The 17,909-nt window shown below is 72.8% G+C and carries 11 protein-coding genes; 6 read left to right on the top strand and 5 right to left on the bottom strand.

What is annotated here, in order from left to right; all coding sequences use genetic code 11:
- Nucleotides 1-21 precede the first annotated feature (21 nt).
- The gene (locus ACTWJ9_RS12620) at nucleotides 22-1,251 is read right to left on the bottom strand and encodes an NlpC/P60 family protein (RefSeq protein ID WP_443295725.1); all 1,230 of its coding nucleotides are present in this window, start codon (nucleotides 1,249-1,251) and stop codon (nucleotides 22-24) included.
- Nucleotides 1,252-1,607: 356 nt separating this feature from the next.
- Between ACTWJ9_RS12620 and pcrA the strand changes: the two genes are divergently transcribed.
- The gene (gene pcrA / locus ACTWJ9_RS12615; protein ID WP_279334361.1) at nucleotides 1,608-4,091 is read left to right on the top strand and encodes a DNA helicase PcrA; all 2,484 of its coding nucleotides are present in this window, start codon (nucleotides 1,608-1,610) and stop codon (nucleotides 4,089-4,091) included.
- A gap of 101 nt (nucleotides 4,092-4,192) precedes the next feature.
- Here the strand turns inward: pcrA and ACTWJ9_RS12610 are convergent, their stop codons facing one another.
- Together ACTWJ9_RS12610 and ACTWJ9_RS12605 are read right to left on the bottom strand one after the other, a co-directional pair.
- On the bottom strand, nucleotides 4,193-5,914 hold the full coding sequence (locus ACTWJ9_RS12610; RefSeq protein WP_443295722.1) for a M23 family metallopeptidase: 1,722 nt from the start codon (nucleotides 5,912-5,914) through the stop codon (nucleotides 4,193-4,195).
- Nucleotides 5,915-6,104: 190 nt separating this feature from the next.
- Nucleotides 6,105-6,971 carry an esterase/lipase family protein gene (locus tag ACTWJ9_RS12605; protein WP_279334359.1) on the bottom strand — a complete coding sequence of 289 codons (867 nt, stop codon included), beginning with the start codon at nucleotides 6,969-6,971 and terminating at the stop codon, nucleotides 6,105-6,107.
- 457 nt (nucleotides 6,972-7,428) lie between these two features.
- On the opposite strand from ACTWJ9_RS12605, the gene ACTWJ9_RS12600 reads away from it, so the two are divergent.
- Nucleotides 7,429-7,845, top strand: a complete 417-nt coding sequence (locus ACTWJ9_RS12600) for a cobalamin B12-binding domain-containing protein (RefSeq protein WP_279334358.1) — start codon at nucleotides 7,429-7,431, stop codon at nucleotides 7,843-7,845.
- A gap of 199 nt (nucleotides 7,846-8,044) precedes the next feature.
- Here ACTWJ9_RS12600 and ACTWJ9_RS12595 read toward each other — a convergent pair whose 3' ends face one another.
- Nucleotides 8,045-9,769, bottom strand: coding sequence for a DUF5691 domain-containing protein (locus tag ACTWJ9_RS12595; RefSeq protein WP_279334357.1), 1,725 nt, complete (start codon nucleotides 9,767-9,769; stop codon nucleotides 8,045-8,047).
- A gap of 67 nt (nucleotides 9,770-9,836) precedes the next feature.
- A complete protein-coding gene (locus ACTWJ9_RS12590; RefSeq protein WP_443295721.1) occupies nucleotides 9,837-11,210 on the bottom strand; it encodes an SWIM zinc finger family protein in 1,374 nt (457 codons plus the stop codon).
- A 132-nt stretch (nucleotides 11,211-11,342) separates the two neighbouring features.
- Here ACTWJ9_RS12590 and ACTWJ9_RS12585 point away from each other — a divergent pair, with 132 nt between their 5' ends.
- The 4 genes from ACTWJ9_RS12585 to sucC all read left to right on the top strand — a co-directional run bounded on the left by ACTWJ9_RS12585 (nucleotide 11,343) and on the right by sucC (nucleotide 17,898).
- Nucleotides 11,343-12,527 (top strand): AAA family ATPase, encoded by a 1,185-nt coding sequence (locus ACTWJ9_RS12585; protein ID WP_387035897.1) that lies wholly within the window; start codon nucleotides 11,343-11,345, stop codon nucleotides 12,525-12,527.
- A complete protein-coding gene (locus tag ACTWJ9_RS12580; protein WP_279334354.1) occupies nucleotides 12,524-14,944 on the top strand; it encodes a DUF5682 family protein in 2,421 nt (806 codons plus the stop codon). Before ACTWJ9_RS12585 ends, ACTWJ9_RS12580 begins: the two co-directional genes overlap by 4 nt.
- Nucleotides 14,945-15,005: 61 nt before the next feature.
- Nucleotides 15,006-16,169 carry a VWA domain-containing protein gene (locus ACTWJ9_RS12575; RefSeq protein ID WP_279334353.1) on the top strand — a complete coding sequence of 388 codons (1,164 nt, stop codon included), beginning with the start codon at nucleotides 15,006-15,008 and terminating at the stop codon, nucleotides 16,167-16,169.
- Nucleotides 16,170-16,719: 550 nt separating this feature from the next.
- On the top strand, nucleotides 16,720-17,898 hold the full coding sequence (gene sucC, locus ACTWJ9_RS12570; RefSeq protein WP_279334352.1) for an ADP-forming succinate--CoA ligase subunit beta: 1,179 nt from the start codon (nucleotides 16,720-16,722) through the stop codon (nucleotides 17,896-17,898).
- Nucleotides 17,899-17,909 lie beyond the last annotated feature (11 nt).

The following is a 17,909-nucleotide window of genomic DNA, read 5'->3' as shown; positions in this document are numbered from 1 at the left end:
GGAGCACGGGGCGGTCCTGGGTCAGGCCGGGCGGACCACGCTGTGGATCGACGACTCGCCGTCGTAGAAGACCGACTCCTCGCGGACGTAGGTGCCGGGCTTCGGCGCGTGGATCATCATGCCGTTGCCGACGTAGACGCCCACATGCGTGAGGTCGTCGTAGAAGAAGACGAGGTCGCCGGGCTGGGCCTGGGACAGCGGGACCGTGGTTCCGGCGTCCACCTGGTCGTAGGTGGTGCGGGGAAGGGTGACGCCGGCGGCCTTCCAGGCGGCTTGGGTGAGGCCGGAGCAGTCGTAGGAGCCGGGGCCGGTGGCACCCCAGACGTAGGGCTTGCCGATCTGCGTGCGGGCGAAGGCGAGGGCCTTCTCGGCCTTGGCGGCGTAGGAGGAGTCCGTCGAGGTCGAGGGAGGCGTCGAGGTCGAGGGCGGCGTCGATGTCGACGGCGGGGTCGACGGGGCGGTCGTCGAGCCGGAAGAGCCGGAAGAGCCGGAGGCGTCGGACGTGCCGCTCTCCTGCCGGGCCTTCTCCTCGGCCTGCTGCTGTTCCGCCTGCTGCCGGGCGAGCTCGGCGGCCTTGCGGGCGGCCTCTTCCTGCTTCTTCTCCTCGGCCGCCGCGAGCCGCGCCCTCTCCTCGGCGTCCAGCTTCGACAGCAGCTCGCGCGCGGTGCTGAGCTTCTTCTGGACGGTGGCCTTCGCGGTCTTCAGATCGTTCTGCGACTCGGTGAGCGTCTCGAGGCTCTCGGCGGCCTCCTGCCGCTTCTCCATCGTCTCGGACTGCTGGGTGACGTAGTCGTCGACCGCTTCCTTCTGGCGGCCGGTCATCCGGTCCATCAGCCGGCTCTGGTCGAAGAAGTCCTGCGGGGAGTCCGCGAGCAGGAAGGTCGCCGTGTCCGGGACGCCCGCGCCGGTCCGGTACTGGGCGGCGGCGAGGGAGCCCAGTTCCTCCCGCGCCTCGTTGAGCGTCTCGGTGCGCTGGGCCACGTCGTCGAGGAGGGCGTCGACGCGCTTGCGCTGCTTGGTGGTCCTCTCCTTGGCCGCGTTGTACTTCTCGGTCGCCGACTCCGCCTGGCGGTACAGGTCGTCGACCTTCTTCTCGACCTCCTCCAGACTCGGCCGGCCGTCGTCCGAGGGGGCGGCGTCGGCGGTCTGGGACAGCAGGGCGACGGAGGTCAGGGCCGCCGTGGCGATGGCCGGGGTCCGTTTGCCGGCCACGCGCGTACCGGGGGTGCGCGACTTGCGGTGCGACGCCAAGGGAGGCGACTCCTTCCAACATTCCGCCTGCGGGGCGGCGGCAGGCGGACTTCCAGGCCGTCATCGCTCCGGGGAGGGCCAGGGACCGGCTGCCGCGACGGCGGTGACGGACTCGGCGGAGGCCGCTCGGCCCGGCGGGGTTCGCCGGTGGGGGACGCACGGCCAGCCCGAACCGTAGCCAACTCATGTGGCTCGTGTGAAGGTTGATGGGTGATATGCCCGATACGTTTTCGTGACCTTCTTCGTCACGTCACGCAGGGTGAGACCGTGATGCTGGAGGGTGGGGGGTGCGGTGCGGGGCGATGTTGCCGGGGTGGCCACGGCTTGTCGGTGGGGCGGCCTAGACTCGGAGAGCGATGAGCAGCCTCTTTGACGACAGCTTCCTGGCGGACCTCCAGGCCCAGCGGGGCCCCGGGGGCGAACCCCCGCCGCCGCCCGAGGACGATCATGCGCCGGAGGAGGTTCCGGACGATCTGTTCGGCGGGAAGTTCGACGTGCCGCCGGACCGGGACACCCACTACCGCGACGGCGCCCCGCGCCCGGTGCTGGACCCCGCCGCCCTCCTGGAAGGGCTGAACGAGAACCAGCGGGCCGCCGTCACGCACTCCGGTTCCCCGCTGCTCATCGTGGCCGGCGCCGGCTCCGGCAAGACCCGGGTGCTCACACACCGCATCGCGCACCTGCTCGCCGCGCGGGGCGTCCACCCGGGCCAGATCCTCGCGATCACCTTCACCAACAAGGCCGCCGGCGAGATGAAGGAGCGGGTCGAGCAGCTCGTCGGCCCGCGCGCGCACGCGATGTGGGTCATGACGTTCCACAGTGCCTGTGTGCGCATCCTGCGCCGCGAGAGCAAGAAGCTCGGCTTCACGTCGTCGTTCTCCATCTACGACGCGGCCGACTCCAAGCGCCTGATGGCCCTGGTCTGCCGTGACCTGGACCTCGACCCGAAGCGCTTCCCGCCCAAGTCCTTCAGCGCCAAGATCAGCAATCTGAAGAACGAGCTGATCGACGAGGAGGACTTCGCCGCGCAGGCGGCCGACGGCTTCGAGAAGACGCTCGCCCAGGCCTACGCGCTCTACCAGTCGCGGCTGCGCGAGGCGAACGCGCTGGACTTCGACGACCTGATCATGACGACGGTCAATCTGCTGCGCGCCTTCCCGGACGTCGCCGAGCACTACCGCCGCCGTTTCCGGCACGTCATGGTGGACGAGTACCAGGACACCAACCACGCCCAGTACGCACTCGTGCGCGAGCTGGTCGGCAGCTCCGCGTCCCCCGGTGACGTCCAGCCGGGCGCGCACGAGCTGCCGCCCGCCGAACTGTGCGTGGTGGGCGACGCCGACCAGTCGATCTACGCCTTCCGCGGCGCGACGATCCGCAACATCCTCCAGTTCGAGGAGGACTACCCGAGCGCGACGACGATCCTGCTCGAGCAGAACTACCGCTCCACGCAGACGATCCTCAGCGCCGCCAACGCCGTCATCGAGCGCAACGAGTCCCGCCGACCCAAGAACCTGTGGACCAACGCGGGTACCGGCGCGCAGATCACCGGATACGTCGCCGACACCGAGCACGACGAGGCGCAGTTCGTCTCCGACGAGATAGACCGCCTCACGGACGCGGGCGAGGCCAAGGCCGGGGACGTCGCCGTCTTCTACCGCACCAACGCCCAGTCCCGGGTCTTCGAAGAGATCTTCATCCGGGTCGGCCTGCCCTACAAGGTCGTCGGAGGCGTCCGCTTCTACGAGCGCAAGGAGGTCCGGGACGTCCTGGCCTACCTGCGGGTGCTCGCCAACCCCGAGGACTCGGTGCCGCTGCGCCGCATCCTCAACGTCCCCAAGCGGGGCATCGGTGACCGCGCGGAGGCCATGATCGACGCGCTCTCCCAGCGCGAGAAGATCAGCTTCCCGCAGGCACTGAGGCGCGTCGACGAGGCGTACGGCATGGCCGCGCGCTCCACCAACGCGGTCAAGCGGTTCAACACGCTGATGGAGGACCTCCGTACGATCGTCGAGTCCGGCGCGGGCCCGGCGACCGTCCTGGAGGCGGTCCTCGAACGCACCGGCTACCTCGCCGAGTTGCAGGCCTCCACCGACCCGCAGGACGAGACCCGGATCGAGAACCTCCAGGAACTCGCCGCCGTCGCCCTGGAGTTCGAGCAGGAGCGGGGTGAGGGCGAGTCGGTCGCGCTGTCCGACTTCCTGGAGCAGGTCGCCCTGGTCGCCGACTCCGACCAGATCCCCGACGAGGACGAGGACGGCTCCGGCGTCATCACCCTGATGACCCTGCACACCGCCAAGGGCCTGGAGTTCCCCGTCGTCTTCCTGACCGGCATGGAGGACGGCGTCTTCCCGCACATGCGGGCCCTGGGGGAGACCAAGGAGCTGGAGGAGGAGCGGCGCCTGGCGTACGTCGGCATCACGCGCGCGCGTGAGCGGCTGTACCTCACCCGGTCGACGCTGCGCAGCGCCTGGGGGCAGCCCTCGTACAACCCGCCCTCGCGTTTCCTGGAGGAGATCCCGGCCACCCATCTGGAGTGGAAGCGGACGGGGGCGAGTTCCCCGGTGTCCTCCGGGCCGGTGTCCGGGGTGGCGGCCTCGCTGTCGTCGTCCCGCTCCCGCTCGGCGGCGTCGGGCGCGTCCGGCTTCGCCACGCGCCGGGCCGCCGAGAAGCCGACGGTGTCGCTGGCGGCCGGGGACCGGGTCACGCACGACCAGTTCGGGCTCGGCACCGTCGTCGCGGTGAAGGGCACGGGCGGCAACGCCGAGGCGACGATCGACTTCGGGGACACCAAGCCGAAGCGGCTGCTGCTGCGGTACGCGCCGGTCGAGAAGCTGTAGCCGGGGGCCGGGGGCGCCCGGTTCCCGGGGTGAGGGCCGTCCGGCATCCGGATGCCGGACGGTGAGCCTTCGCTGCCGCCGGGCGGTGGGGCGGAGACGGGCTACGTCGGGTCGAGGCCGTGGCTGCGGAACCACGCCAGCGGGTCGATCGCCGAGCCGCCGCCCGGGCGGACCTCGAAGTGGAGGTGCGGGCCGGTGGAGTTGCCCGAGTTCCCGGAGAACGCGATCGGCTGGCCGGCCTTCACCGCCGTACCGGAGGGGAGCTGGTAGCTGGAGAGGTGGCAGTACCACGTCTCCGTGCCGTCCATCGCGGTCACGATCATCATGTTGCCGTAGGCGCTGTTGTACTGGGTGCGGACTGTGCCGTCGGTGGCGGCCATCACCGGCGCGCCGTACGAGACGGGGAAGTCGATCCCGCTGTGCACGGACATCCAGTTGATGCCGGACTGGCCGTAGTAGGCGCTGAGGCCGTGCTGCGCGACGGGAAGCGCGAACTTCGGGCGCAGCCGCTCCTTGCGGGCCGCCTCCTCCGCCGCCGCCCTGCGGTCGGCCTCCTGCTGGACCTCCAGGTCGATGCGTTCCTGGGTGCGACTGGCCCGGTCGGCGAAGTCGTTGGCCCCGGCGGAGAGGCTCTCGAGCTGGGTGTTGAGTTCGTTGTTGACGGTGGCGGGCTGTACCGGCGGCGGGTCCGCCGCGGTCGTCCTGGTCTCCGGGCTGCCGCCGTCCTCGGCCAGATCGCCGACCGAGGCCGCCGCGATACCGGCGACACCCATCACACACACCGAGGGCACGGCCACCGTCAGCAGCGCGGAGCGCTTGGCGGGCGTGCGGCGGCGGGAACGGGACCCGCCGCGTGACGCCGCGCGCGGCGCGGGCAGCGGGGTCGGCTCCTCCTGCCCGTCGAGCAGCGGGGCCACCGCGGGCGGCTCACCGGCGTCGTCCGGCGTGTCGTGCGCGGACTCGTAGGGGCCCTCGTAGTGGACCTCATGGAGATGCTGTTCGGATTCCTGGGAATCGAAGGCAGGGGAGGGGGTGGAGGTGGAGGACCGCAGGTCCGGGTGCCGCTCGAATGTGGCGGTGGCCTGCTGGTCGAACGGCACGGCCTGGTGTTCGTGGGAGGGGGCCTCGTAGGACTCGGAGACCTGGGTGGCCGTGCCGCTGCCGTCGGAGTTCCACTGCGTGGCGTCATAGGCACCGGTGTCGAAGGTCTGGGTGCCCCAGTGCCACTGCTGGGTCGGATCGGGGATGCTCTGGGCCTGGTCGGGCTGGAGCCAGGCGCCGGCGTCCCACTGACCGCTCGCGTCGGGTGCCGTGGCCTGCGGCGGGACCGTCGGCAGCTGCTGCTGCCCGGTGGTCCAGGCGGTCGCGTCGTAGCCGCCCGTGTCGTAGGCGGCGGCCTGCTGCTGAGCCGGGTACGCGTCGTGGTGCGCGGTGCCGTGGCCGCCCGCGGACCAGTCCCCGGTGGCGTACGCAGCCGGGTCGTGACCGCTGCCCGAGAGGTCCCCGAAGAGGGGGTCGGTGGCGAAGGCGGCGGTGGCCGGGGCGCTGGTTCCGGAGCCCGTGGGGTCGAAACCATTGGTGTCGTAGCCGCTGTACGTGGTGAAGTCGCCGTACGGGGCTTCCTGGGTGCCGTAGGGCGCGTAGTGCGCCGAGACGGCGTCGGAAGCCGGGGGCGGGGCCATTGTCCCCGACGGGTGACGGTCGTTCACCAACTTCTCTTTCGCCTCGACAACAGGGGCTGGCAGAGCAGTGCGGCGACTGTACCCGGCGGTACGCGGGCGCGACAATCTTCCGCAGGTTTCGCGCGCGCAGGAAACGGGCATTCGGTTGCGTTTTGGTGGCGGGTATTCACGGTCTTGGCTTTGTGTTCGAAATTCGTTCGAGACGTGTGTGCGTTCACGTCGCCAAGTCGGCCGGGCGGAGCGGTTGTTGTTCGGGTGGGACAGTGCTGCCGCCGCAGTCGTCGAGGAGCATGCGTTTCGGGCGTGTCGCCCGCTTTTCGTCACGCCACCGTCACGCCACCGTCAGGCCGCCCGCGTGGCCGGTGGACGGTTCTCCGGGGTGTGCCGCGTCCAGGACCTCCCGTATGCCGGTCGCCACGGCGGGGTGCACGGGCAGGGCGAGGTGGCCGACACCGCCCACCCGCACGTTCTGCGCGATCAGGTCCTGGTGCTCGATGCAGGCCGATTCCAGCGGGTCCATGATGTGGTCGAGGTCGCTCCAGAAGGCGACGAAGCGGGTGCGGCAGCCGGGCGCGGGGCGGGCGAGCTCCTCGACCACCGGTGAACCGGGACGCATCTGACGCACGATGGGGTGAGCGTTGGCCAGCGGTGCGACGCGTGTGCCGGCATGCGGGGTGCCGAGGGTGACGAGGGTCCGTACGCGGGCGTCGCCGCCCAGGCGCTGCGCGTAGTACCGCGCGATCAGCCCTCCGAGACTGTGCCCGACGATGTCGACGCGACTGCTGCCGGTGCGCTCGCACACTTCCTCTATGTGCCGGCCCAGCAGTTCGGCCGCGACGCGGATGTCGCAGGTCAGTGGGGAGTAGTTGAGCGACTCGACCTGTTGCCTGCCGTGCTGGGCGAGACTGCGGCGCAGCAGCAGGAACACCGAGCGGTTGTCGATGAAGCCGTGCAGCAGCACGACCGGGGGTCGGTACTCCGTCGGCAGCTTCGCGGTGCCGTCCGGCGGGGGGAGCTCGGGCGTCGTGTCCCGCCGCTCCTGCACGATGCCGGCGGGATAGAGGAGCATGTGGCCCACCAGGATGGCGAGCTCCAGGGCGGTGGCCTTCAGCAGGGCGGTGGACAGACCTGCCAGCCGGTTCGGCATCAGGCGCCGACAGAGCGGCAGAAAGGGGAGTACTGCCTCCGTGACCTTCATGGCCGACCTCCTGTCGGCACGCGAAAGACAGCTCTGTCCCCCGTGTGCCCTCATGGGGTTCGCTGCGAAAAGCGGTCGACGCCGCGTCCGGCAGGAGCTGTGGCTGGTCGCGGTGGTGGGAACGACCTCGTGGCGAATCCCTTATACGCATGTTCCCACTGTTGTCCGTGTGCCGCACGGGCAGCGGTGCCCGGCTCGTGCGGCACCGGGACGGTGCGCGGTGAACATGTCCCTCTGTGTGATTTCCCCCTCGGTCCGCACCGTGAAACTGCCGGTTGCGGGATGCTGGGGATAACGTCCGTTCACTCACTTCTCCGGTCCGGTGCGGGCCGGACGTCTGTACCTTGGCGGCGTATTCGGTGGACGGCGGAGGCGTGCGGCACGTGACGGGTGTGGCATGGCTTGTATGTGCGGTATTTCTCGGTACGGATGGATGTAGTCGCTTCAGGAGGCAGTAATGGGTGTGGCAGCCGGTCCGATCCGCGTGGTGGTGGCCAAGCCGGGGCTCGACGGCCACGATCGTGGGGCCAAGGTGATCGCGCGGGCCCTGCGCGACGCCGGTATGGAAGTCATCTACACCGGGCTCCACCAGACTCCCGAGCAAGTCGTCGACACCGCGATCCAGGAGGACGCCGACGCGATCGGTCTGTCCATCCTCTCCGGCGCGCACAACACGCTCTTCGCGGCGGTGATCGAGCTGCTCAAGGAGCGGGACGCGGCGGACATCCTGGTCTTCGGCGGGGGGATCATCCCCGAAGCGGACATCGCTCCGCTGAAGGAGAAGGGCGTCGCGGAGATCTTCACCCCGGGGGCGACGACGGCGTCGATCGTGGACTGGGTGCGCGCGACCGTGCGGCATCCCGCGGAGGCGTAGACCGTAGACCCCGGCCCGGGCGGTCCCCGTCGACCGCGCGGGCTCCGGTTCGGAACCGGTGGTGCCGGGCTCCGGCTCCGGCTCCGACGCGGACCGCGGGGCCGCACCGGGCACGGTCGGCGCGGCCGTCCCCGCGGTCATCCGCGGGGACGGTGCGTGGTGGTCGTGGTGGGGATCAGGGAATCAAGGAACCGGGGGGTCAGGAGCGGCCGGGTGGTGCCGGGGTCAGCTCCGCCAGCATCGCGGCGCGCAGCCGCAGTGTGGTGACCAGTCGCTGGAACGCCTCCGACCAGTAGCCACCGGAGCCCGGCGAGGCGTCCTCCGGCTCGTCCGGTACGGCCAGGAGCGCATCGAGGTGGCCTGCCTCCGAGGGGTCGAGGCAGCGCTCGGCCAGACCCATGACACCGCTGAAACTCCAGGGATAACTCCCCGCGTCCCGGGCGATGTCGAGCGCGTCCACCACGGCCCGGCCGAGCGGTGGTGCCCACGGCACCGCGCACACGCCGAGCAGCTGGAACGCGTCCGGCAGTCCGTGTGTCCCGATGAACCCCGCCACCCACTCGGCTCGTTCGGTCGCGTCCAGCGCGCCGAGCAGCTTGGCCCGTTCGGCCAGGGACACCGCTCCCGGGCCGCCCGCCTCCACCGCGGCGGGCTCGCCGAGCAGCGCCCGCGACCACTCCGCGTCCCGCTGGCGCACCGCCGCGCGGCACCATGCCGCGTGCAGTTCGCTCCGCCAGTCGTCCGCCACGGGGAGGGCCACGATCTGCCGGGGCGACCGTCCGCCGAGCCGCCGCGACCAGGTGCCCAGGGAGGCCGCCTCCACCAGCTGCCCCAGCCACCACGACCGTTCGCCCCGGCCCGCGGGAGCCTTGGCCGTCACCCCGTCGCGCTCCATGTCCGCGTCGCACTCGTGCGGCGCCTCGACGGTGAGGGTGGGCGTGTCCCGGGTGTGGTCCACGGCCACGCACACCCCGGCCCGGACCGCCATACGCTCCGCGAAGGCCGAACCGGGCAGCGCCGACAGCAGCTCGGCGGCCGTCGCCCGTACGGTGCGGCTGCGGTCGGCGAGCGCCAGTTCCAGGAACGGCTCGTCGTCCGGGGAGAGGCGGGTGCGCAACGAGTCGAGGAACATCAGCCGGTCCTCGGCCCGCTCCGTCGCCCAGGTCGTCGCGAGGAGTTCACGCGCGGCGGCGGGCCGGCGGGAACGGAGGGCGGCGAGCAGGGCGACCCGTTCCGCGAAGAGGCCCTCCTGCCAGAGCCGCAGGGGCGACTCCGCGTTCTCGGGAGCATCGGAGCCCCCGGAACCCTCGGGGCCCCCGGAGTCCCCGGGGTTCACGGTCCCCGGCAGTGATATGCCCCTTCCCTGGGCCGAGCGCAGGGCGAACCGCCAGTCCGGGTTGAGGCGGGCCAGCCACAGCGCGCGCGGCCCCGCGAACCGCAGGGCCGCCGGCCGCAGGTCCGTACGTCCCCGCGCGGCGTCGAGCAGCGCGGGGAGCACCGGGGCGGGTGCCGCGAAGCCGTGCGCGTTCGCCGCCGCCAGCCACTGGGGCAGCAGCTCCATCAGGTCCGGTGCCGTACCCCGGCGGCCGCCGCCGGAGGTGCCGGGGCGGTCGGCGAGCAGCATCGCGAGCCGGCGGGCGGCGGCGGGCGGCAGCGCGGGGCGCGGGTCCCGGGGCGCTGGTCGCGGGCGCTCCGCCGCCCTGGCGGGACGCAGTCCGGCACGGCGCCGCACGGTCGCCACGGCCGCCGCGTCCAGCAGGGTCTTCGGGGCGTCCGCGCCGGGCGCGGCGCCGGCCGGGGTACGCCGGTCCGTCCCCAGCAGCGCCGTGGTGACGAGGTCCTCCCAGGCGCCCGGAAGGGACGGGTCCGCAGAGTGCGGCACCGACGCGGCCGAGGAGGCGGCCGGTACGGAGGTCCTGCTCATGGGCTTCCTTCCCGTCGGACGGCCGGGAGCGGCCGGGGGTGGGCGGGGCCGGTGAGGTGCGGGCGGCTCAGCACAGCGGCACCACCTCGCCGGGCCCCTCCGGCCAGGCCGCCAGCGGGGTGAACCCCTGGTGGCCGCACTCGCCGAAGACCGTGACCGGCGCACCGCCCGAGAGGGCGACGAGACGCCACAGGCCGGGGCGGGAACGCGCGGTCGCGGTGAGTGGCAGGGCGGTGTCCTCGTCGGCGTCCGCGAGCTGCCAGGAGTCGCCGTCCGGGGCCGGTACCACCCGGTCCAGGGTCACCGGAACGGAGTCCAGCCAGGGGTCGTCGCGCAGTGCGTCGCCGTACCGGGCGGCGGCCCGGGTCGTCGTCGTCCCGGGGGGCCGCTCGGCCGTGGGGGCGGGCGCCGTGAACCGCTCACCGAGCGCCGCCCGTGCCTGCCCGGTACCCGGGTGGGCGGACAGCTCCGCGTCCAGGATCAGCCCCACCGGCAGCGTCAGTTCCGGAGCGCGCCCCGCGGCTCCGTAGGAGAGGAGCAGAGCGGTGCGCCGCGAGTCCGTGCCGTACAACCAGATCCGGCGGGTCGTCAGGCGCGCGTCCGCCGAGTCGTACTGGGCGAGGACCAGCCAGCGGTCCCGCACCGGCGGGCCGTCCGCCGGGGTCGGCAGACCGGTGCGGGAGCGGACGGTGGCGGCCAGCCCCTCCGGCAGCCGATCACGGCGCAGCCAGCCCTGAGCGAGGAGGTGGAGCAGCGCGCACTCCTCCAGCAGCCGCACCGGCCACCCCGGACCCGTGCCCGGGAGCGCCCCCAACTCCCGGACCCTGGTGGCCAGTCCCTGCGCCTGCGCGTCGACCATGCGGGCCGCCGTCTCCTCCCACAGGCCGTACCCGGACCGCTCCGCCGTGGCCAGTCCGCCGCGGAGCAGATCCGTCAGCCGCTGCTCCAGCTCCGACGCACCCGCGGTGACCCGCTCGGCCCGGCGCTCCGCCCTGCGCCGGGCCGCCTCCGGATCGGCGGGTCCGGACGGGGAGCCCGACGGGCCCGCGACCCCGTTCCGTCCCGCGGCCCCGTTCCGTCCCACGGGCCCGCGCCTGTCCGTGATCCACTGCCCGGCCCACTCCGGCGCTTCCGCCCGCGGCACCGCCCCCTCGTCGCCCGCCCAGAGCAGCAGCAGACCCAGGGCGTGCTTGCACGGGAACTTGCGACTCGGGCAACTGCACCGGTACGCGGGCCCGGAGGGGTCCGCGATGTCGACCACCGTCCGGTACGGCTTGCCGCCGCTGCCCTCGCACAGCCCCCACACCGCCCCCTCGCCCGAACTGCCGGCCTCGGACCACGGACCGGCCGCGCCGAGCTTGCTTCCCGCCGTGCGCGACGCGAGGTCAGGCGCCAAGGCCAGCACCTGGTCCGCGGTCCAGCGCACCCCCTGCTGAGTCATGTCGTCGACGGTAGGTCCCCCCACTGACAATCGGCCTCGCATCTTCGTTTTCCCAGGTCACAGCGATTGTCAGTGGGGTGGTGCACGGTGGGTGCCAGATCCGAACCGGCCGAGCTGGAGGGGGACTCCGCCATGTCCGTGTCTGTCGAACCGACGTCTGTCGAACCGGCATCTGTCGAACCGACGCCCGTCGCCCCGGCATCCGTCGACCCGGGCCGGAACGGCTCCGTGCCCGCGGCCGAGGTACTGCGGGCGCACGCCGAGGACGCCTTCGCCGCCGAACTCACCGCGCTGGCCGCGCAGGACGACCGCCCGCGGCCGGCCCGCTGGAAGCTGTCCCCGTGGGCCGTCGCCACCTACCTGCTCGGCGGCACACTGCCGGACGGCACCGTGATCACACCGAAGTACGTCGGCCCGCGCCGCATCGTCGAGGTCGCCGTCACCACCCTGGCCACCGACCGCGCCCTGCTGCTGCTCGGCGTGCCGGGCACCGCGAAGACCTGGGTGTCCGAGCACCTGGCCGCGGCGGTCAGCGGTGACTCCACCCTGCTGGTCCAGGGCACCGCCGGCACCCCCGAGGAAGCCATCCGCTACGGTTGGAACTACGCCCGGCTGCTCGCCCACGGCCCCAGCCGCGACGCCCTCGTGCCCAGTCCCGTCATGCGTGCGATGGCGGAGGGGGCGACGGCCCGCGTCGAGGAGCTGACCCGGATCCCGGCCGATGTGCAGGACACACTGATCACGATCCTGTCGGAGAAGACGCTGCCGATACCGGAACTGGGCCAGGAGGTGCAGGCGGTCCGCGGCTTCAACCTGATCGCCACCGCCAACGACCGCGACCGGGGGGTCAACGACCTGTCCAGCGCCCTGCGCCGCCGGTTCAACACCGTGGTGCTGCCGCTGCCCGAGACCCCCGAGGCGGAGGTCGACATCGTCTCGCGCCGGGTGGACCAGATCGGCCGCTCCCTCGACCTGCCGGCCGTGCCGGACGGCATCGACGAGATCCGCCGTGTCGTCACCGTCTTCCGCGAGCTGCGCGACGGGGTCACCACCGACGGCCGGACGAAGCTGAAGTCGCCCAGCGGCACCCTGTCGACCGCCGAGGCGATCTCCGTGGTCATGGGCGGGCTGGCGCTGGCGGCCCACTTCGGGGACGGCGTGCTGCGGGCCGGGGACGTCGCGGCGGGCATGCGCGGCGCGGTCGTCCGCGACCCGGCGGCGGACCGCGTCATCTGGCAGGAGTACCTGGAGACCGTCGTCCGCGAGCGCGACGGCTGGAAGGACTTCTACCGGGCCTGCAGGGAGGCGGGCGCGTGAGCGAGGCGGAGCAGCCCGGCGGCCGGGGAGCGGGGCCGCTGCTGCTCGGAGTACGGCACCACGGACCGGGGTCGGCGCGGGCGGTGCGGGCGGCCCTGGAGGAGGCCCGTCCGGGAGTCGTCCTGATCGAGGGCCCGCCCGAGGCGAACGAGCTGATTCCGCTCGCCGCGGACGACGGCATGCGTCCGCCGGTCGCCCTGCTCGCCCATGCGGTGGACGAACCCGGCCGCTCGGCGTTCTGGCCGCTCGCCGCGTTCTCCCCGGAGTGGGTCGCGATCCACTGGGCGCTGGAGCACGGCGCCCCGGCCCGCTTCATCGACCTGCCGGCCACCCACACCCTGGCCCGGGGGAGGGACGAGGCGCACGACGGAGAACAGCCGGACGACGGGGGGAAGCCGGACACCGGGCAGCAGGGCGACGTGCGGATCGATCCGCTCCGGGCGCTGGCCGAGGCCGCCGGGTACGACGACGCCGAGCGGTGGTGGGAGGACGTCGTCGAGCACCGCGGAGTGGGGGAGGAGGGCGACGCGCTCGCCCCGTTCACCGCGCTGGAGGAGGCCATGACGGCGCTGCGGGAGGTGTACGGCAGCGGGGGACACGACCGGGATCTCGTGCGCGAGGCGTACATGCGGCTCCAGATCCGGGCGGCGCGGCGGGAGTACGGGAGCGGTGTGGCCGTCGTCTGCGGGGCCTGGCACGTGCCCGCGTTGCGGCGGAAGGCCACCGTCGCCGCCGACCGGGCCCTGCTCAGAGGTCTGCCGAAGGTCAGGACGGACCTGACGTGGGTGCCGTGGACGAACCGCAGGCTGTCCCGGTTCAGCGGCTACGGCGCGGGCATCGACTCGCCCGGCTGGTACGGGCATCTGTTCGGCGCGGAGGACCGGCCGGTCGAGCGGTGGATGACGAAGGTGGCGGGGCTGCTGCGCGCCGAGGACCGGACCGTGTCCCCCGCCCACGTCATCGAGTCGGTACGGCTGGCGGAGACGCTCGCCGCGCTGCGCGGCCGGCCCCTGCCCGGACTGGGCGAGACGACGGACGCGGTGCGGGCGGTGATGTGCGAGGGCTCCGACGTGCCGCTGGCGCTGGTGCACGACCGGCTGATCGTCGGTGACGTGCTCGGCGAGGTGCCGGCGACGGCTCCCGCGGTGCCCCTGCAGTTGGACCTCACCCGGACCCAGCGCCGGCTGCGGCTGAAACCCGAGGCCGCGGAGCGGGAACTGGAACTCGACCTGCGCAAGGAGACCGACGGGCAGCGCAGCAGGCTGCTGCACCGGCTGCGGTTGCTCGGCATCGGCTGGGGGGAGCCGGCGGCCTCGTACGGGAGTACGGGCACGTTCCGGGAGACCTGGCGGCTGTGCTGGGAGCCGGAGTTGTCCGTGCGGGTCGCCGAGGCCGGTATATGGGGGACGACCGTACTCGCCGCCGCGACCGCCAGGGCCGAGGCGGACGCCGTCGCGGCGCGGGACCTCGCCGCCGTCACCGGGCTCGCCGAGCACTGCCTCCTGGCCGGACTGCCCGACGCGCTGCCCACGGTGATGCGGGTACTCGCCGACCGCGCGGCCCTCGACACGGACGTCGGCCGTCTCGCCCAGGCCCTGCCCGCCCTGGTCCGCTCGCTGCGCTACGGCGATGTGCGCGGCACCGGCACCGCTGCCCTGGCCGAGGTCGCCGCCGGGCTGGCGGAGCGGGTCCTGGTCGGCCTGCCCCCGGCCTGCGCCGGACTGGGCGCGGACGCCGCCGAGGAGATGCGGCGCCATCTCGACGCCGTGCACGGGGCGGTGGGGCTCCTCGGCGACGTTCCCGCGCCGGGCCACGGGAACCTGCGCGCCCGCTGGGCGTCGGCACTGCGGAAGCTGGCGACGCGGGACACCGTGCCCGGTGTCGTACGGGGGCGGGCGGCCCGCCTGCTGCTGGACGACGGGGAGCTGGCGCAGGACGAGGCGGCCCGGCAGATGGGGCTGGTGCTGTCGTCACCGGGTACGTCCCCGGCGGACGCGGCGGCGTGGATCGAGGGGTTCGTCGGCGGCTCGGGGGGCGGGCTGCTCCTCGTCCACGACGAGCGGCTCCTCGCACTGGTCGACGCGTGGCTGACGGGGGTGCCCGCGGAGGCGTTCACGGACGTGCTCCCGCTGCTGCGGCGGACCTTCTCGGCGTACGAGCCCGGGGTGCGGCGCACGCTCGGCGAGCTGGTCCGGCGCGGACCGGGGGCGCGGAGCGGCGCGGCGGGCGCCGGTCGTGGGACACCCGGCTTCGCGGCAAACCCGGACACCGGCCGGGCGGACGCGGTCCTGCCTGTGGTGCGGCTGCTGCTGGGGCTGGGACCGGGAGGGGAGCAGGCGGCCGGGGACGGGGAGGGCGGCGAGAAGGAGGAGGGCGGCGAGGACACGGGCGCCGGCCTGGTGGGAGCGGCACGATGACGGCCCCCGGCCACCGGACGAGGGGGCGAAGGGCGAAGGAGCAAGGGATGGAGGGGGACGTATGGCGGCAGCGGTGACGGACCCGGCGCGGGAACGGCTGCGGCGGTGGCGGCTGGTGCTCGGCGGGGACGCGGCGGACGGCACCGGATGCGCGCTGTCCGGCCAGGACGCCGCCCTGGACGGAGCGCTCACCGCGCTCTACGGCAAGAGGGACAAGCCGCGGACGGGGCGGGAGCGCTCGGCGGGACTGGGGGCGTCCGCGCCGTCGGTGGCGCGCTGGCTCGGGGACATCCGGACCTACTTCCCCTCCGCCGTCGTCCAGGTCATGCAGCGCGACGCCATCGACCGGCTGGGGCTCGCCACCCTCCTGCTGGAACCGGAGATGCTGGAGGCGGTCGAGGCCGACGTCCATCTCGTGGGCACGCTGATGTCGCTCGGCAAGGCGATGCCCGACACGACGAAGGAGACGGCGCGGGCCGTCGTCCGCAAGGTCGTCGACGAGTTGGAGAAGCGGCTCGCCACCCGCACCCGGGCCACCCTCACCGGGGCCCTCGACCGCAGCGCCCGGGTCAGCCGGCCCCGCCACCACGACATCGACTGGAACCGCACCATCGCGGCCAACCTCAAGCACTACCTCCCCGAGCACCGGACGGTCGTGCCCGAGCGGCTCATCGGCCACGGGCGGGCCGCGCCGTCCGTGAAGAAGGAGGTCGTCCTCTGCGTCGACCAGTCCGGGTCGATGGCGGCGTCCGTCGTCTACGCCTCGGTGTTCGGGGCGGTGCTCGCGTCCATGCGGTCCGTCGACACGCGGCTCGTCGTGTTCGACACGGCGGTGGCCGACCTCACGGACCGACTCGACGACCCCGTCGACGTGATCTTCGGGACCCGGCTCGGCGGGGGCACGGACATCAACCGGGCGCTGGCGTACTGCCAGGCGCAGATCACCCGGCCCGCGGAGACGGTGGTCGTACTGATCAGTGACCTCTACGAAGGGGGCATACGCGACGAGATGCTCAAGCGGGTCGCGGCGATGAAGGCGTCGGGCGTGCAGTTCGTGACGCTGCTGGCGCTGTCCGACGAGGGGGCGCCCGCCTACGACCGGGAGCACGCGGCGGCCCTCGCCGCGCTGGGCGCGCCGGCGTTCGCCTGCACGCCCGACCTGTTCCCGGAGGTGATGGCCGCGGCGATCGAGAAGCGGCCGCTGCCGATACCGGATCCGCTGTGAGGGGCCCGGAGGAGCGGACCGAGAGGCAGGCCGCGCACCCACGCAGGCCTTCACCCGGCGGCCCGGACGCGAACACGTCTCGTGCACCCCGTGCATCCCGTATGCCTCGTAGGCCCCATGTGCCCTGTGTGTCCCGTGCGTCTCGCGTACGCGGTACCTGACTTACGGGTGACAAGAGCTTCGCGAGGTTGTCCGGATCCGGACGGCCGAACGCCGTCGGGTCGGGCCCGGCCGTGACCTCGCGGACGGGGTGATCGGCTCCCGTCGGGGTGCGGGGCAGGCCCCGCCGGGCCGGTCCCGACCCGGCGGGGCCCTCCGCGGATGGCACGGTGTGTCACTGTTTCCGGCATCATGTGACAGGTCTCACCGCTCAGATGTGACCTGCGATTTAGAGACACCTTGCAACCGGGGATAACCTGCGAGACGGACATGCCGCGCGCTCGGACACCGTGTGCGCTCCCCTTGTGACACTGCGGACGTAGTCACGTTGCCCTTCGCGGCACGCCCACGCATCCAACGAATCGCGAATCACTGATAGGGACGGAAGCGCGTGGACCTGTTCGAGTACCAGGCGAGGGACCTCTTCGCCAAGCACGATGTACCGGTGCTGGCCGGTGAAGTCATCGACACGCCTGAGGCGGCGCGCGAGATCACCGAGCGTCTGGGCGGCAAGTCCGTCGTCAAGGCCCAGGTGAAGGTCGGTGGACGCGGCAAGGCCGGTGGCGTGAAGCTGGCGGCCACCCCGGACGAGGCCGTCGCCCGTGCGACGGACATCCTCGGGATGGACATCAAGGGCCACACGGTCCACAAGGTGATGATCGCCGAGACCGCTCCGGAGATCGTCGAGGAGTACTACGTCTCCTTCCTCCTCGACCGTGCCAACCGCACCTTCCTCTCCATCGCCTCCGTCGAGGGCGGCATGGACATCGAGGAGGTGGCGGCCACCCGTCCGGAGGCCGTCGCCAAGACGCCGATCGACGCCAACGAGGGTGTGACCCCCGAGAAGGCGCGCGAGATCGTCGAGGCCGCGAACTTCCCGGCCGAGGTGGCCGACAAGGTCGCCGACGTCCTCGTCACCCTGTGGAAGACCTTCATCGCCGAGGACGCGCTCCTCGTCGAGGTCAACCCGCTGGCCAAGGTCGCCTCCGGTGACGTCCTCGCCCTCGACGGCAAGGTCACCCTGGACGACAACGCCGAGTTCCGTCACCCCGACCACGAGGCGCTCCACGACAAGGCCGCGGCCAACCCGCTCGAGGCCGCCGCCAAGGAGAAGAACCTCAACTACGTCAAGCTCGACGGCGAGGTCGGCATCATCGGCAACGGCGCGGGGCTCGTGATGAGCACCCTGGACGTCGTCGCCTACGCCGGTGAGGCACACGGCGGCGTCAAGCCCGCCAACTTCCTCGACATCGGTGGCGGCGCCTCCGCCGCCGTCATGGCGAACGGCCTGGAGATCATCCTCGGCGACCCGGACGTCAAGTCCGTGTTCGTCAACGTCTTCGGTGGCATCACCGCCTGCGACGAGGTCGCCAACGGCATCGTGCAGGCGCTGCAGCTGCTCGCGGACCGGGGTGAGGAAGTCACCAAGCCGCTGGTCGTGCGTCTGGACGGCAACAACGCCGAACTGGGTCGCCGGATCCTCTCCGACGCCAACCACCCGCTGGTGCAGCGCGTGGACACCATGGACGGCGCGGCCGACAAGGCCGCCGAGCTCGCGGCCGCGAAGTAAGGGACGAGGGA

It is taken from the genome of Streptomyces sp. GDS52, assembly GCF_052246875.1.
In the GTDB taxonomy this organism is placed as follows: Bacteria; Actinomycetota; Actinomycetes; order Streptomycetales; family Streptomycetaceae; genus Streptomyces; species Streptomyces cathayae.
This window is presented reverse-complemented; position numbering and strand designations above follow the sequence as displayed.